Annotated in this window: 13 protein-coding genes and 1 pseudogene; 2 read left to right on the top strand and 12 right to left on the bottom strand. The window is 36.2% G+C overall.

Translation table 11 applies throughout. From position 1 onward, the window contains the following. Window positions 1-76: 76 nt before the first annotated feature. From ACP3T3_RS20330 to ACP3T3_RS20320, 3 genes are read right to left on the bottom strand one after another with little or no spacing between them, the layout of a single operon-like run. The gene (locus tag ACP3T3_RS20330) at window positions 77-2401 is read right to left on the bottom strand and encodes an AAA family ATPase (RefSeq protein WP_426477542.1); all 2325 of its coding nucleotides are present in this window, start codon (window positions 2399-2401) and stop codon (window positions 77-79) included. Further along, window positions 2394-3104 (bottom strand): ABC-three component system middle component 1, encoded by a 711-nt coding sequence (locus ACP3T3_RS20325; protein WP_426477541.1) that lies wholly within the window; start codon window positions 3102-3104, stop codon window positions 2394-2396. The genes ACP3T3_RS20330 and ACP3T3_RS20325 overlap by 8 nt, the downstream gene beginning before the upstream one ends. Continuing rightward, a complete protein-coding gene (locus ACP3T3_RS20320) occupies window positions 3101-4393 on the bottom strand; it encodes a hypothetical protein (RefSeq protein WP_426477540.1) in 1293 nt (430 codons plus the stop codon). Before ACP3T3_RS20320 ends, ACP3T3_RS20325 begins: the two co-directional genes overlap by 4 nt. 952 nt (window positions 4394-5345) lie before the next feature. Here ACP3T3_RS20320 and ACP3T3_RS20315 point away from each other — a divergent pair. Both ACP3T3_RS20315 and ACP3T3_RS20310 read left to right on the top strand, forming a co-directional pair. Continuing rightward, window positions 5346-5606, top strand: a pseudogene (locus ACP3T3_RS20315) (site-specific integrase); the annotation flags it as partial. 364 nt (window positions 5607-5970) lie between these two features. Continuing rightward, on the top strand, window positions 5971-6615 hold the full coding sequence (locus ACP3T3_RS20310; protein WP_426477539.1) for an Imm26 family immunity protein: 645 nt from the start codon (window positions 5971-5973) through the stop codon (window positions 6613-6615). A gap of 89 nt (window positions 6616-6704) precedes the next feature. Here ACP3T3_RS20310 and ACP3T3_RS20305 read toward each other — a convergent pair whose 3' ends face one another. The 9 genes from ACP3T3_RS20305 to ACP3T3_RS20265 all read right to left on the bottom strand — a co-directional run bounded on the left by ACP3T3_RS20305 (window position 6705) and on the right by ACP3T3_RS20265 (window position 17131). Then, complete coding sequence (locus ACP3T3_RS20305) at window positions 6705-8594, bottom strand: PAS domain S-box protein (RefSeq protein ID WP_426477538.1); 1890 nt, start codon at window positions 8592-8594, stop codon at window positions 6705-6707. A 198-nt stretch (window positions 8595-8792) separates the two neighbouring features. Continuing rightward, window positions 8793-9245 (bottom strand): Hsp20/alpha crystallin family protein, encoded by a 453-nt coding sequence (locus ACP3T3_RS20300; protein ID WP_426477537.1) that lies wholly within the window; start codon window positions 9243-9245, stop codon window positions 8793-8795. Between the two features lie 152 nt (window positions 9246-9397). Then, the gene (locus tag ACP3T3_RS20295) at window positions 9398-9994 is read right to left on the bottom strand and encodes a Crp/Fnr family transcriptional regulator (protein ID WP_426477536.1); all 597 of its coding nucleotides are present in this window, start codon (window positions 9992-9994) and stop codon (window positions 9398-9400) included. A 281-nt stretch (window positions 9995-10275) separates the two neighbouring features. Continuing rightward, complete coding sequence (locus ACP3T3_RS20290; protein ID WP_426477535.1) at window positions 10276-11169, bottom strand: cation diffusion facilitator family transporter; 894 nt, start codon at window positions 11167-11169, stop codon at window positions 10276-10278. 156 nt (window positions 11170-11325) lie between these two features. Next, window positions 11326-14028, bottom strand: coding sequence for a DNA ligase D (gene ligD / locus ACP3T3_RS20285; protein ID WP_426477534.1), 2703 nt, complete (start codon window positions 14026-14028; stop codon window positions 11326-11328). A 39-nt stretch (window positions 14029-14067) separates the two neighbouring features. Further along, window positions 14068-14259, bottom strand: a complete 192-nt coding sequence (locus ACP3T3_RS20280) for a DUF3606 domain-containing protein (protein WP_426477533.1) — start codon at window positions 14257-14259, stop codon at window positions 14068-14070. A gap of 1172 nt (window positions 14260-15431) precedes the next feature. Then, a complete protein-coding gene (locus tag ACP3T3_RS20275) occupies window positions 15432-16073 on the bottom strand; it encodes a sigma-70 family RNA polymerase sigma factor (RefSeq protein ID WP_426477532.1) in 642 nt (213 codons plus the stop codon). After that, window positions 16074-16463, bottom strand: a complete 390-nt coding sequence (locus ACP3T3_RS20270) for a hypothetical protein (RefSeq protein ID WP_426477531.1) — start codon at window positions 16461-16463, stop codon at window positions 16074-16076. 344 nt (window positions 16464-16807) lie between these two features. Continuing rightward, window positions 16808-17131: a hypothetical protein gene (locus ACP3T3_RS20265; RefSeq protein ID WP_426477530.1), complete on the bottom strand. Its 324-nt coding sequence runs from the start codon at window positions 17129-17131 to the stop codon at window positions 16808-16810. Window positions 17132-17136: the final 5 nt, after the last annotated feature.

The following is a 17136-nucleotide window of genomic DNA, read 5'->3' as shown; positions in this document are numbered from 1 at the left end:
AAAATTAGATGATAGTACGCCAATATGGACTTTTAATAATCCCGCTTAACTTTTTGAAGAAATGCTGAGGGAAAAATTACTGCCAATCCCTCATATTGATATTTTTATTACTTAAGCCAAACTTATCAAATTTATATCTTAAAAATCGGGAATATTTATCCTCATGCGTAGAAAGGACAATCTGTTGGTCAGCAAAATTGTATTTTAATAATTCAACAAGTGAATGTGCATTGATTTCATCTAAGGTTTGCAAGGGATCATCAATAAAAATCATTCCCAATTGTGACTGATTAAAAACTTTGTTTAAGACCAGCATGAGAGAAATTACAGTTGCAGAGAGTTGTCCTGAACTTAACGTAAATGCTACCTCCTGATCTTTATAACAAGGCGTAATATATAATTGTTTATCTTTCTTTTCCATTTCAAAATCTATGTTTAATCCAGAACCAAGGCTATGATTCTGCAAGATCTTACCGGTATAAATATGAAATGGAATTTTGATCTTCTCAACAATGCTATTTGTATATATATTGATTTGAGCGTCCATACTCTGAGATAATTGGTACAATTTTTTCCACGCAATATCTAATTTCTCAATTTTATTTTTTCTTAAAGTAATATTATGGCTTATTGCATTATAAAAGCGCCAATTTAGATATTTTCGTTTATCAGAGATATTTTCCGGAGATATCTCATCTAATTCACTAAAACTATTTCCAAAAAAATATGAAAAATCATTCCTTATTGCTGCCTGATCAACTGTCTCGTCTATGGTAGGTCGGCTTTCACTGACTAGCTTGAGAAGAGTATCCTTTGCCGATACAATATCTTCTAAAGTTCTATGATTAATTATATCTAAAATCTGTTCTTTAACTTTATTTTCAAACAAGTTTACAAAAGCTTCAAATTCCTCACGTTTTCCAACATAATCTAATAGTTCAGCAAAAAAACCATTATCAATAAGATTATTTACTTCCACTTCTAACGACTGAAGTTCCGTCATTAAATAAGTTGATACCTTATCTAATATGGATTCGGTAAAATCCTTTTTTGTAAGCTCAAATGCAGCATTATTTTCTAAATATCCAGCAAAAATTTTTGTTTCAGTATCTTCAATGTGTTTTATCAATTCCAAAGAGGAATGCCAATCGTATCCGCAGGTAGGACACTCGCTATCTTTAATAGGGATGACTTCGCTATACTGTGTGTTTATTTGCAGAAGCTGTGCTCTCTTTTCTTTCAGATCGGAAAGAATTCTATTGTCAGCACTAAGATTCCGCTCCATTGATAAAATTGTTCTTAGTGAGCTACGAAAACTCGGAATATATTCAACTAAACCTATCTTTTTAGAAAGAAAGTCGATTTCCGCCTCTTCACTGAGGTTTTTAAAATCTAACTTCTCTATGAATTCCAGTATTCCTGTATTTCTTTTGATTATATTTCTTATCTCCCTCTTTCTTTCATCTTCTATTTTTAATAAACCAAAATTATTCACTGACCAGAAATAGCGTAAAAGATGATCACTGGCATTCGTATTAATAAAGTAGGAAATACTATGATTTGCAAGTACTTTTTTAACTTCTTCTCGGTTGGCACTTAGATAGTCTAGTTTGTTAAGCTCCAAAAGGTACTGCTGCTGTATGTCCGGATCAGTATTTTTCACCTCTTCCCTATCCCACTCAAAATCTTTGTTTTTAACTAGCTTAATATATTTAATATCCGATAAAGTATTGGTAACTGCGGATAAGTTGTTTTTTTCCAATAAGCTGATTTCGTCGGAATAGACCTTCGTCTTCTTTTTTATTTGATCTTTTGCATCATTGACCTTTGCTAAAAGTAAACGTTCCTCTTCCCCTCCCAACAAAGACTCAAGTGTACTATATCTGTTCTTGGGATCTCTCTTCAAAAAATATGTATTCTCGTCTTGCTCCACGTAGTTTAGTAAGTTGAATAATGATTCAACATTTTCGAATTGGAGCATCGCTTCAACATCTTCTATCGCTGCAGGTTCTTGATTATCGTTAACATATAATTTTGACAGCGTAAAAATCTTACCAAAATTATTATCAGCTGAAGAACTGCTGCTTGCCGTAGGAAATACACGTTTTATTTTTATAGTGTTTCCATCATTATCTGTTAAGACAGCTGATATAATAATTTCTTGTTCATTGTATTTATGGATTGGGCTATCCCTAAATTTATACCTTTTATCTACAAACGAAGTTTTTGACTTTCTTGGGTTTCCCGCAAACAGAATTTCAATGGCTTCAAAACATGTCGTTTTTCCATAACCATTGGGACCATCATAGACTACAAGATGCTTACCATCAAAGTTAAAGTCGGCTTCCGTAATACACTTAAAATTCTTAATGTAAAGATTTGATATTTTAAATTTATTCATTATTGTCTATTTGAAATTGCGCTACAAAAGATTCTATATCCATATTTACTTCATAATTACCAGCAATGATCTCAAGTAGACTCTTCTCCTGATCCGATAATCCTCCTTCAAACAAGTTTGAAATCGTTGTCAGACCAAAACTACCGCTCTGATAGTTCAGGAAAGGGATTTTAATAAAAAGATTCATGAGGAGCTGATACCAGCTTTCCTCCTTAATATTAATAAGCGCACTATTGTGCAAGGCTGCACTGTTTAATTTCTGAGGCAAATTTTCATATGAGGTTTTGGCAATTTCAGAAGTTAGCTTTTCAAGATCAGAATTGAGATATGGTAAAATATATTTTTTTGCAATCTTGTAATTCTCCTCTATTTTATGGACATTTCTCAGTATATTTTCATCTTCTAGTGTATCCAATTCTACCACAATAATGCTTGATAAATTAAAGTCAACTATACTTCCAAATGCTTTCATTTGTTCATAACCTTTAATAGTGTCTAAATATGCATTTATCCCATAATCTAAATTGCTAATTTCCTCCTCTACATCAAGGTGATGTAATAATATGTTATATGGCGCGCAGATTAAAATATAGAAATCATCTCTGTCTTCAAAATAAAATAAAGTTGGATTTAACTTGTTGTCAGTTATTTGCATTGTTCGTAACTCACTTGCAATTGCGATTTGTTCTATAAGATCTTTCATGAATTTAGGTCATTTATCGTTTCAGACAATTTTTTGAGTCCATAATTCTTGATGGGATTTGTAATATCAATGGAGGAATCTAAAAACGTATCGGGAACATCAGTTATATTCCTTCTAAGATCTGTCACTTTACTTCTATCATATGTTATTTGTTCTGTAATAATATAATCAACATTACTGAGGTTATTTTCCTGTATGTTTTTAAAATAGCCCTGAAGTTTAATTTTATCAAAACTGGTCGGCGGATCACTAATATTAGAGCTTATTAGAGATAATTGATACTTCTTATCGCTGTGCTCAAAAGCAAGATCCTTATAGTTTGGAGGAATATCAATTCCTTCAATAGCTTTTGTAATTATACTATGAATAATACCAGCATCCATATATAATGCTAAATCTTCACGGAAATTGCGGTCGGTCGTGGCCTTATGTGCATTAATCCTCTCCCTTATCAATTTTTTTACACCGTCAAATCCTATGAGATCCAAGTTCTCACAGCATTCTTGCAACTTTGCAAGGTACCGAGCTTCATTTGGGTTGGAAAGATCATAAATTGCCATAGGTTCTGAAAGTACCTTTAAAAATGACTTTACAACCGTAAGCCAAAAAATATCGCTATTCAGTACGACATCTGGCTTTTCAATCCAATTCTTGATTTCTCGAAGCGGAACCGACTTAACTTGTTTTGTCCGGTGGCGTTCTTTGATGAGGTTGACAATATTATTGAGACAGAAATTCCTTTTTAATGCAACATCTTCCTGGTGGACAGCACTTGTTGCAAGGAGTTTGTTTATTTCTGTGTCAATCTTATCTGAGATATTCTCTAACTTGTAAACACCATGGATAACAGCAAATTTATCAAATTCAATAGCTTGATAACGTTTATTAAAAGACGAATGATCTTGCTCATAATCCACTATTTCCTTATCTGTAATTAGGGAGCAATAAATAGGTCTTTTTCTTTTGTTCAGGCTGTAGAATTCAATCCTTTTCCGTCCATCCGTAGGATCTTTTTTTACGGTTTTAGAGTAATGGTACTTGTCTATTAGCTCCGAAATAACATCTCTATATTTATTAAGTTTATCGGCATCTTTACCTAGATATGCCTTAACCTGAAAAACTTCCAATACATTGGTTTTAATAGAGAAATCTTCATCCTGTTCTAATCTTAAACAGTAGTGGGCTGGAATGTCGTCCCCACAAGAATTAATAATTTCAACTGCTCTGCATAACGCAACTTCTCCTTGAAAAATATATCCCGACCAACTTGGTGTAGCATCCGTACTCATAAAAGAATCTATTTATTTTCTAACACTTTTTATTGAGGTGCCAAGAATATTTGAAGACGTGAAGAATAGACAATACTAATAAATAATTGTTCAATTTAATAACACGATTTCTTATTCCCAAGTTCACTTTTATCTCATGGCATTTGCAATCTACGTTTTTTTAGAAAAGCCCGCAATTAATTTTTGTTATTCAAACTTAGGGCAACAGAACGACAATAAATGTCGCTTTATAAAATTTAACTTTTTGCAGATCATCACCAAAAACAAATATAAAACATCGTTCAATTTTACATAAAACGTTTGATTCTCTATTACGGGTTTCCGTATTCTACAGTCTACACTGATTCATCATCTGATCTAATTTTTCAGACATTATTCGGTGGCATACTCGATACGACCTGAACTAGGAACCCAGTACTACAGATCGGTTGTGCTTTCAGCTATATCTGTCGCCAAGACAAATGAATGCCCCTCCAATCAATCATGCAATGTAATCCCTTTTAAAAAATCCTTCTTTTAAATAGTTGTATTCCCTCTTTTCCAAAACAGGCAAAGCACATTTACCCTCTCACCGTTGCCAACAAACTAAAAGAGCTTTATGCTTCCCAGAATAGAAGATTGGAAAAATGGTAATCCATTGCTTTTGCCCTACTCCATTTGCCAATCCCCTATTGAACTTACTTCGCACATTTCTCTATGATTTTTCTAGTATCTCTGTGATTTCTCATATCTGTGTGTTTTTCTGCTTTAAAGATTGTGCATCAATTTCCCAAAAAGAAAAGGATAAAAAGGGAAGTAAAAATACTTGGGACCGCTCAACCACCAGCGCAAAAGATTACGGCATAAACACAGGCAGCCGCCCAAGTCCATCCTTTATTCCGTTTCCTTTTGCGGCCATGTCCTACGTCACTCATTACTTTCTTTTTTTCCTTTTTTTTCTTTTGAAACTGTGTTATGTGAATTGCCAGATACCTTGAACACACACAAAGCACGAGGAACGTTTGATAGTACAATTACGCTAAAAAATGGAGTCCCTATTCATATCGTTAAAGAAATGATGGGTCATTATTCCGTTAAGCAGACCGAGGAATATGCCATCACAGAGCAAGAGTCGATTAGTTTAGAAATGATTCAATTAAAAAAAAGCTTGACTAAATCAACAGCAAGGCGATGCATGAGAATCCGATCAGCGTCTCTTACAATTACAGGATGAGATCAGCGAATTAAGCCAGAAAAAAATTGTAGCTGAAAGTGCCCTGCAAAGACGAATTGAACGCAATTATATTTAGGCTGGATGCTATTAAACTATGCTGCTAGGTACATAGTTTATATTAAACATTCTGTTATTCTGGTTGTTTGTTATGTTGGGATCGTGTTAATACCTGCGGATTTTTCTAACTTTATGATCTTATTGGTTAATTAAACCATGAGTAAAATTCGCCAAAAAAGAGTTGTCTGGGATATAGAAGATCTTTTTCATTATAATAGTAAAATTCAAAATAGTGTAAAGATCAGAAGAAATGAATGACTAAACCTTAATTTGATAAATATAAAAATTTAGTAATCCTTGCTAAACAATGAAAAAGAATATTAAAGTAGGTGATGTTTTCGCGATTAAAATCGAAAACTCAACAGAATATTATTTTGGAAGACTTTTATTTGACGTAAAAGACCAATATGATGGAAGCGGACAAATATATAATTATTTAGATTGGCACCAGGAATGCGTACTGGTTGAAACTTACAAATATATTTCTAGTGAATTAGCTACAAATAATTATGAGCCGGCAATATGTTCAACTTTTATATTAAAACGCGATCTGCTAAAACAAGATATACAGATTATTGATCACTTAATGGTTGTTCCTGAAACAGTCTCTTTCCCGGAAACTTTAAAAAACGTTGAGAATACCTGCTTTTTTACGGTTGGAGAATTAGCCATAAAAACCAATCTATCTACTGAATATGCTTACGATAACATTAAAATTTTCCCAACTTTGGGTAACACATATTATTTAGAAATAGCCACCTTAGACATTTCTAATAGAAAAGACTTAATAGTAGATAAAGATGATATAATGGATAATTATTTCAGGTTCTCAGATATGAGAAGTTTACCATTAGTGCAGGAAGAAATCTATCGGGCAATTAACGAAATCCCGAACGTATCTTATTATGAATTAGCATTAAAGCATGGCTTTGATTTAAAACGTTTTTATTAGCAATGATGGAATAGCAAAATAAAGTTTTCCAATGCTTAATTGTCGTCCCACTAAATAGTTTCAAATATTCTTATTAAGCTAATACATATTTATTTTACGATATAATTTGAAATTTCATTAGACCGTTCATGATTTAAAAAAAATTGGAAGGTAGAGCCTTCACCTAGTTTGCTATGAACTTCTATTTTGGAATTGTGGCCTTTCAGAATTTCAGAAACAATAAATAGGCCGATTCCAAAGCCAGAAATATTTGCCAGCTCCGCGCTTTCAACTCTAAAAAAGCGTTTGAAAAGTTTCTGTTGGTCTTCCTCAGTAATCCCGACGCCATGATCTTGTACGTAAAACCGTAATTTTCTTGCATTCTGCGCTTCACACCCCAGAATAATAGAACTTTTAGTCGACGAATATTTTATCGCGTTACTTATCAGATTGATCAGAACCTGCCAGATTTTATCACGGTCGGCAAAAGTTTGATAGGAAGGATCGCACACTATTGTTATTTGGTGAGATTCACTAATATATTGTGCTTCGTCTTTAATTTCTTCAAAAAGCTTAGCAACTCCAAATTGTTGTTGATGCATCTCGATCTTACCTTCCTCAAGTCTGGCCAGACTTAAAAAATCCTTTATCATATTATTCATCCGGTTGGCTTGACCTTCGATTTTTGAAGCCATCGGACCGCATAAACTTCCGGTGTCATTTATATGACGCCTTTGGATTACCTGTGCCCACAAAAGAATTGAAGTAAGCGGAGTTCTGAGCTCGTGGCTCACCATAGATACAAATGCATTTTTTTTACTCTCCTCTTCTTTTTTTGCAGATATGTCCCGTGCTATTGTAGATAGTCCAATAATTTCACCATGTTGATCCTTTATCGGCGAGATTGTTAAAGAAACATCTAAATGTTTTCCATCTTTCGTTAACCGTTTGGTTTCGAAGTTCTTTAAGGCCTCTCCGGACCGAAGTTTTTCTAAAATAAGGTTTTCTTCCAAGTGATGGTCTGGTGGTATTATATCTAAAATTGGCTTGCCGACCATCTCTTCTGCCTGGAAACCAAATGTCTGTTCAGCGGCATTATTCCAGCTTGTTATTATTCCGGATATGGTCTTGCCGATAATCGGATCATTGGAAGAATTGACTATGGCCACTAATTTTGCATTTTTTTCATTGGATTCCTTAGCTTCAGTGATATCAAGGACACACCCAATAATCCGACGTAGATTTCCTTTGTCATTACAAAACGTCGATCCCTGTACATTTATCCAAGCTATCGTACCGTCCGATTTTAAGAACCGACAGGCAAATTCAAAATAATCATCCTTCTTACCATTTTTTAGCTTTTTGATGCTCTGATTGACCGACTCACGATCAGCTGGAAAGATATGACTTAAAATAACCTTGGTATGCTGCTTTTTCGTTTTTAAATCTAAAATTTTTTGGGCTTCTGTGGAGAAAACGATTTGCGCAGTCTCGAAATCCCAATCCCAGATACCTAAATCTGTCGCGCCAATCGCTAACCTTAGACGCTCTTCACTTTCTTGGTAAAGTGTAAGCAATTTATTTTTACGTTTTTCCTCCAGAACAGTAGCAGTCACATCTTTGCTAATACATCTTGTATGTATAAATTTCCCATTTTCCGATAGTACGTTTGAACTGATGTTCACATATTTGACGGAACCGTCCTTACATCTAAGTTTGGCTGGAAAGTCGCGTATTGTTTCAAAATTAGATAATCGTCGAAGTATTTCATCAATAGTATTCGCATCAGCATGAAAATCCTTGATCGGAGCTCCTAGATACTCATCTTTAGTATAACCAAGTAGATCAAGCTCCTCTTGATTAGCCCAAATAATTATACCATCGCTATCTACCCAGTGCAACGGAACAGAAGCATTCTCAATGAAATCGGAAAGTTCAGCTACTCTTTGTTTGAGTAATATGATTTCCTCTTCAGCAGTCAAATTTTCGCGCCCTTCCATACATCCATTATTAAAGTAAATAATAAAGATACCATTTATCAGTAAATTGGTAAAAAAAAGTTTATAAGGAAAATCTTATACCTAAAATTGGTTTAGTTTGTATTGAGCTGAAATATGAATTAGTTAAGTGGCTGAAGTGCTGAAAACAAAAAAGATAGCCTTTAGTAAGGCTATCTTTTTGTTCTATAGCAGGACTAGTTAAGATATTTCGATCCTTCTAGGCGGTTTTTGTTTAGCATCCTCTTTCTTCGGGATGGTAAGCATCAACAGCCCATTATCATATGTTGCATTAATGTTGTCCTGATCCACAACATCTTTTGGAAGCTCGAAGCTTCGCTGAAAAGATTGGTAGCTGAACTCTCTTCGCGTATAGTTTTCCTCATTTGTCTCATTACTGTCCTGTTTCATAGAAGAAATAGTGAGCAGATTTCCGTCCAGCTTAATCTCAAAATCATTTTTTTCCATTCCCGGTGCAGCTACCTGAACCTCATAGGCATCTCCGTTTTCTTTGATATTCACGGATGGTACAGTTGTACTGGTGGATGAGTAATTGTTATTGCCCCAGTTAAAAAGTTCACGACCGAAAAAATCATCAAAGATATTTGGAAAGCTCAGATCGCTATTTCCATTTCTTTTCATTAGACTATTCATAGTAATCTCCTTTTAAATAAGTTTAACAATCATTTAAAAACACTACAGCTGGCCAGCTGTAATTAAAAACATACAAGAAAAATACCAAACGTGATTATGTGATATTTTTTCAGAATTGCTGTCAAATTTTCAGTTTCATTGTCATAAGTTATCTAATACATAATCTGTCGTCCTTCAAGTTTAAGGAGATTATCACTCTCCATTTTTTTTACCGCACGGATTACTGTCTCGACCCGAAGACCCGTCAGGTTAGCAATCTGTTGCCTAGTTAATGGCACTTGATAAGCATACCGGTCATGTAAATGCGAGCATTTCTTATAATAGTCTATTAAAGACCTAATTTTTGTACAGGGCTCCATTGCAGAATTATTGAATAGCATGACATATTTGTAATATAGTCGATCTGAAAGGTTTTTGAAAATATCGAACATGACGCTCTGGTTTTCACTTACCAGCGCGAGAAAATCAGATTTCTTTAATTTTAGGATCTTACAGTCAGTTCTTGTAACTGCATTCATTGGGTATTTGTTGTCACTGAAAAGTAATGACTCTCCCACGCTCTGGCCCTCCCTGAGTATGTTCAATGTGAACTCCTTGCCATCCTCATGGTAATTGTTCAGTTCCACTGTTCCCCGCATGATCTGGAAATAAAAATGTGGGGCATCTCCAGCCTGAAAAATAATCTCCTTTGCAGGATAATCTTCTATCATAGCTCCTTTTTGGAGCAATAAATTCTCATCGATGATCATATTTTTGTTATTTGATATGGTTATACAATGAATAGGTCCTTAGTGAAAATATGTCATTTTAAATGCAATAGTTAGACCATCGCGGGTGATGTGACTTAAGTGTCAGAAACTCCGAATAAGTTAATTATATCAAAACTTATCTTTCTTTTTGTGCATGTTTACGCGAGTTCATAATTGCTGGTCCTAAAATAATTATTCGGTATTTTATTCTATAGTTTTTTTCGATTATGAAAGTTTTACCACTGTATAGCTATATTTTGCGTTGACAGATTGGTTCCAATTTATTCAGGCTGTATAATCACAAAATGAACAAGTTTGAATTCATTCTTTATATCTGTGCGGATCCGACGTATTGCCTCAGTGATTTCTTCGGTATCAAGATTTTCTTCAAAATCAATAATGAGCATCAATACGACTTCCTCCGGCGACTGATAAGTTGACAGGATGTTTTTTGTTTTCACAACTGCAACGTCCTTTTCTGCCAGTTGAGCAATTTTTTCTCTTGTTTCTGGCGCTATGCCCTCCCCCATCAGTAAGCTCCGGCTTTCTCTTGCCAGGATAAACGAAACAAAAACGAGCAGCAATCCAACAATTACTGACGCAAGTCCATCTAATTCTGGAATTTGCAGCGTGTGGCTCAACCACATCAATATCATTACAATGATCAACCCTGCTACGGCCGCACCGTCTTCAAAAACAACAAGGAAACTCGAGGGATCTTTGCTTTTTATAATGGCGTCCCACCAGCCAAGACCATTGCGGACTTTATCAAATTCTTTTACAGCGATAAACAAAGAAGTTCCCTCAAAAATGAGAGAAAGGAACAATACAATATAGTTCCAAAATGGATCCTTCATCAATTCTGGCTCGATAATGTGAGAAATTCCTTGATAGATGGACAAAGCGCCCCCTAACCCAAATATTAAGATAGATACTATAAAAGACCAAAAGTAGAGCTCTTTGCCATATCCGAAAGGATGGGACTGGTCAGCTACTCTTTTACTCCTTTTCAACCCATATAAAAGCAACAACTGGTTCGTGGTATCCACTGTTGAATGTATCCCCTCGGAGATCATCGAAGAACTGTTTGTAAAGCCTCCTGCGATAAATTTTGTTAATGCAATGAGCAGATTAGCTGCAAGAGCGCTGTAAATTGATTTTTTATTGTTGGCCATTTATTAATAAAAAAATTAAGAAATAAATTCTATTAGCAATTACCACACTTCCTAAACACGTGACTTGTTGATGGAGTAAAATTTTGAAAAAGGCTATCATTTTAATGTGAGCTGTTTTCAGCTAACATCGTGGTAATCTTTACAAAAATCATTATTTTATTTAACGCCGTACTTTTCAATTACCTTTTTAAGATCAATCCCTTTTCCTAAAACAGGTTTAAAAATATCGCCCTCACTGTTCATGCGTTCTATCGCATTAAAAATATGGAAATCAGTCATTTTCAATCCTTTTTTAACCTCATCCCAATGCAGTGGCATGGATACTGTAGCTCCTGGTTTTGGACGCACAGAATATACCGAAGCAATAGTCGCATGCGGTCTGTTCTGCAAAAAATCCAGATACATTTTTCCTTTTCTATCCTTAATAGCACGTTCAAGGCTCGTGTAGTCTGGAATCTCGCGATGCACCAGCGTTACAATAACCCGTGCAAATTCCTTGCACTGTTCATAGGTATATTTGTTTCCCAACGGTATGTAGATATGCAGCCCTGTTGAACCACTGGTTTTGCAATAGCTTGGTACACCCATGTCATCCAGTATCTGCTTAGTTAGCTGAGCTGCCTCAATGACCTGGTCAAAAGAATTTTTGTCAGGATCGAGATCGATGATGCAATAGGTCGGATGGTCAGGCTTTTTGACCGTGCTGTTCCAGGGATTCATCTCGATGCAGCCAAGATTTGCCATATATAATAATGTTGCTTCATCTTTTCCGACTAGATAATGTCGATCTTTTTCGTCGGACTCACTATGGTAAAGATAAGTTTCTGCCCAGTCCGGTGCTGTATCGGTGACATTTTTAAAATAAAAACCTTCATCTTCTATGCCATTCGGGAAACGGTTCATGCTCTGTGGCCGGCCTTTTAAATAAGGTAAGATAAATGGCGCTGCCTGATAGTAATAGTTGATCAAGTCCCTTTTAGTGATCTTTTCCTTGGGCCAGAAAATCTTGTCCAGGTTGGTAAACTTAAGTTCGTGCTTATTGATTTTTCTGACCTGCGTCTTGTCCTTGGGGTTCAGCAAGGTCTTACGGCCACTGTCTGCTCGCGAATGTACAAGGCTCGAATTATCCTCCTCTACAATCTCCTCGGTTGGCTCTTCATTTTCAAGGACTACTTTTTTAGCGCTTTTGTCTTCCCGCATGCCGTCAAATGAGGGATGCCGCATTACGCCATCGCTGGTCATTTCGGCAAAGCTCACTTCACAGACAAGTTCAGGTTTAAGCCATGTTACGATCGCATGTGGTGGATTGGGTCTGAAACGCGATGGTTTATTGACATCTGGTTCTTCGGCAAAGGGTACCTTTTTTGTTATCAATGGCTTAAATTGCGCCATCATTTCTTTTTGGACCTTTTCGTTGAATCCTGTGCCAACTTTACCGGTATAGACCAGTTTTTTTCCTTCATAAACGCCCACGAGGATACTACTAAAAAGCTTAGAAGAGTCATCATTAAGCGTGTAGCCTCCTATAACGACTTCCTGACGTTTATTGGCTTTTATTTTCAGCCAGTCATGTGACCGGCTATGGGTGTGGTAGATACTGTCCTTGCGTTTTGCCATAATTCCTTCCAGACCAAGCTTTTTCGCCTCTTCTAAAAAGGCAATGCCGGAAGTCTCGAAGTGTTCACTTATCAGTATACTGTTGCTTTGTGGCAGGATTTCTTTCAAGATCGCCTTACGCTCACAAAGCGGTAATTCAGTAAGATCCTTCCCTTTGTACCATAAAATGTCAAATACGTAATAAACCAGGTCGCCGTCGGCTTCGCTCCGCCAATTCTGTAGTGAACCGAAGTTCGCAGTCCCGTTTTTCCCGAGTACCACCACTTCACCATCGATGATGGCATCAACATTCATATCTTTCAAGGTATCGTAAATCGGATAAAACTTTTCATTAAAGCTCTTGTCATTGCGCGACTTGACTTCTACCTTACCACCCTTCATAAAGGCGACCGCTCGATAGCCATCCCATTTTACCTCATAAATCCATTCGTCATCATCAAATGGCTTATCAACAAGGGTAGCAAGCATTGGCTCAATACTCGTGTAAAAAGCCTGTTTTGGAGCCTTCTTTAGAAGGTCAGTAACTTTTTTTGATGCTTTGGGTCCGTCTGTTGGAACCGCCTCTAACTGATCTGATATAATTTCCGCAGCCTCTTTCGCGGTGGACTTTTTATCCTTTACTGTGGTATCTTTCTTAATGATGTTCTTGCCATACACCCTGTCCGGCGATTTTTCCATCTGGGCAATGGTCTTTTTAGAGATAACCGATTTATCTTTGGTCGTTACGTCGTCCTTAGTGGCATATTTGTCATCAAGCTTAAAAAGCAACCAACCATTCTCGCCACGACCATGTGCCTTGACGAGAACAAACTCTCCCTTAAGCTTACTGCCTTTCAGTGTAAACTTGATCTTACCAGAATATAGCTGATGGAGCAGGTTCTTTTCCATCTTGGCAATGTCTCCACCTTCAAAATCAGCGGCTTCATAGGTTCCCTCATCCCAAACGATGACGGTGCCTCCACCGTACTGTCCTTTAGGGATGATGCCTTCAAAAGTACGGTAATCATACGGATGGTCCTCGACCATCATGGCAAGACGTTTGATCTCAGGGTCCAAAGATGGCCCTTTTGGAACCGCCCAGCTTTTCAAAACGCCATCCATTTCCAATCGGAAATCATAATGTAAATGCGACGCGTCATGCTTTTGCACAACGAAACGTAACTCCTTTCCGTTCGGCTTGCCGCCGAAGGGTTCAGGGGTCTTTTCTGCTGACCGCTTTTCGCGATATTTAGATAAGCCCATAGTCTAAATTTTAAATTTAAATTGTGAGTTAGGAAAGCTTTACTTTCCGTGACGCTCTTTTAGATATTTTTCAAGCACCTTACGGTCATTGGAGCCTGTCGCACGAATCGCACCGGTAACGGCTTGTGAGGAGACTCCCATTTTCTCTTTAAAATATTGGATTTCGTAGTTCTCTGATCCGCTTACCTTGTTACGGTCGGATTTTCCTTGTTTCTTTTTGTTGTCTGCCATGATTTGATGTATTAAGGATTAATATTTTGGTGATTAAAAAAATTGCAAAAATTAAGCCGTTTGGCGAATACTATTCTATAGCTATAACACAATGGTCGATCTGAAAAGGTTTTACCACACGCGTAAATTATTAAAGATGTCATACTATTTTTTCATGCTGAGCTCCCGGCTGTTGCCATGTAATGAAAATACACTGTACAACCCCTGGAAGCAGGTCAATCTAAATAGATATGATATTGTTTGGAGGAACATAGATTAAAACTTTAGGCATAACACCGGGGGATGCCATACAATAAAAATATAACGAGATAAATATTTTATGCTGATTAAAACAATTTTCTTGTTCATTCGTATATATTGTAAGTCATTAAAAAAACCAAATGATTTTTATGAAAAGGAAATTAAAAATTTGAATTGCAGAAGCGTTCAGTATGTACTGGTACCACTGCTTTTACTCTGTATTGTGCCTGTCGGCAATACGAGAACATTCTCAACGAAAACAATGATGTCACCGAAGCTGAATCAGCTAAGATTGAGGTAATCTTAAAAATTCACTAAAGATGCGTGGTCAGAGTGCCCTTGTCAGGAAGTCCTTAAAAGGCGTCCTTTTTTAACCAAGGCGATCCTGCTTGTCAGTCACGAGGCAGCTGCAGCTGGGACCGCAGATACTCCGTCCTGACTGGGCAAGGTTAAAAGAAGTCGTTGAGGGACGGCAGCCTATGCAGATTCTCAATACCAATGTTACTAGCGTACTTTAAATCCAAGATCGAATGAAAATATATTATTATATTGTTTATGTGCTCAGTGTACTCCTCTCACTTCCATTTATATATGCGGGCGCGAATGTATTTACCAGAAGAATTTTTAAAACGGGTTTTTATGAATCCTCTTTTGACAAGAACAGCCTTGCTGTAATCTGGAATGTGCAACCAGATACTGCGCTAATAATTAGTCAGAGTATTGCCGTGATTTTTTTCTTATCACTACTGTTTATTTTGTTATCTATATTCTTTCTTAGATGGGTAAATAAAGAAAAAATTACAGTGGTGGTCTTACTTCTTTTTTTAATCTTAATTATCATTTTAAGTCAAATACCGGTCATTCTATTCAAATGAAAAGCGGAGCTGGTATGCTAACTGGCTCCCTTTACTTTCAATTCATTGGATTTAAAACTATATTTCGTCAATTCTGCTCAATACGCGGGATACCATAGCATCACAGTAGATCAGATTAAATTCAAAAATATCCTCCTTAACATAAAATTTCTCGATTTCTTTTCGCAAATATACCTTAGCCCTGTTAACACGGACTTTCACATTATTTTCACTGATTTCTAAAACCTCTGCTGTTTCCTGTACACTTAGGCCACTGACCTCGCGTAAGGTAAAAACCGTTCTATAATCTTCGGGGATATTGAGTAGGCTTTTTTCAATGACTGAATTTAATTCTCTGTTCATCACATGGTTGGATGTTTCGGTGTTATGAAGATTTTCCATAGCCGGATTATTATTTTCTATGGATTCCATATGGTTTGAATACCATTTTTGGGTTTTACGATAACATTGATGCAGCATTATTTTGGAAATCCAGGTACGGAAAGAAGATCTGCCTTCAAATTGATGGAGATGTGTAAATGCTTCAATATAAGTTTCCTGCATAAGATCCTGTGTATCTTCATGACTGAAGTTGTACATTCTTCCAATCCTGTAGAGATATGGATTATTGCGTCGGATAATCAATTCAAAAATAGCCGTTTCTTTATTTAGCACCTTTTCAATTATTTCCGCATCCGTATTTGTCTCTTTTGTTTTCATTTACTTATTGTCAACAGTTGAAGCTAATCTTGCCATGGAAAAAACCGAAATAGCCATTACTAAATCCCTTACTGCAACATCTGCAAAATTCCAGCCAGCCAATAAGGTCAATGCGATCAGCGTTAGCCATGCTGACACGATTAAACCACCAACCTTTGGTTTTACAAACACTAAAATTCCGGCAATAATTTCAATGACTCCAACAATCATCATGAATATTGTGCCGGAAAAAGGCAAAATTCCAAGGATCGAAGGATTTATATATTGCGCCCAATCACAAAGAATGTTGGCGAACTTGTCCAGTCCAGCTACCACCGGAACTATGGTAAAGGTGAATTTTAAAACATTAAAAACAGGTTGGACATTTTGTTTGAATTGTGTAGTTTCCATTGTATTCTTTTTAAAGGTTAAACTCTTGCTTGTAAAAGAATAGAGTACGGCTACAACAAAAAGGTTACAATTTAAGTTCAACCTTAGCTCATATAATGCATTGGACACTTTCCAATACTAAGTAGCTTACTTCAAAATCCTATGGCAGTTGATAAATAAAACACCCGAAGATTGGGGGTCGTCGGGTGTTCTAGCCATATTATTAACCTATTTTATGAAAAGTATGCTCGGTCGAGCAAATATTGTTTACAAATCTAATTTAAAAACATTTTTCTACAATGTCAACATAACTAAAAAAAAATACGCTGCTCCTCATTAAGGAAATACGGTAGGAAACTTTAATACTATGGTACATAATAATCAACTTCAATCTTCCCTGAGGTAGCTTTATAATGTTCGATTTTTATTGCCAACTCAGGCGTATAGTGATCCAGTTGAAGGGAATCAATTTTTCCTGCATTTACTTTCCACTTTACGTCGTTTATGATGATCGTATCGTTTGTTGAACCTTTAATATATAGCCACAATGTTGTTGGAGAGTGGCTGTTTGTTTTTGCTAGAATGGTTGTATCTCTACTAAAATCGTCTATAACAAAAGAGCCTCGGTTATTATAGCTACAGGCAAAAAATAGTATACTAAAAAATAAAATTAAAAAAGATGTTCTCATATCGC

The sequence above is a fragment of the Chryseobacterium sp. CBSDS_008 genome (assembly GCF_049959325.1).
Taxonomy (GTDB): domain Bacteria; phylum Bacteroidota; class Bacteroidia; order Flavobacteriales; family Weeksellaceae; genus Chryseobacterium.
Note: the sequence above shows the minus strand (reverse complement) of the source record. Positions and strands in the feature narration are given on the sequence as shown.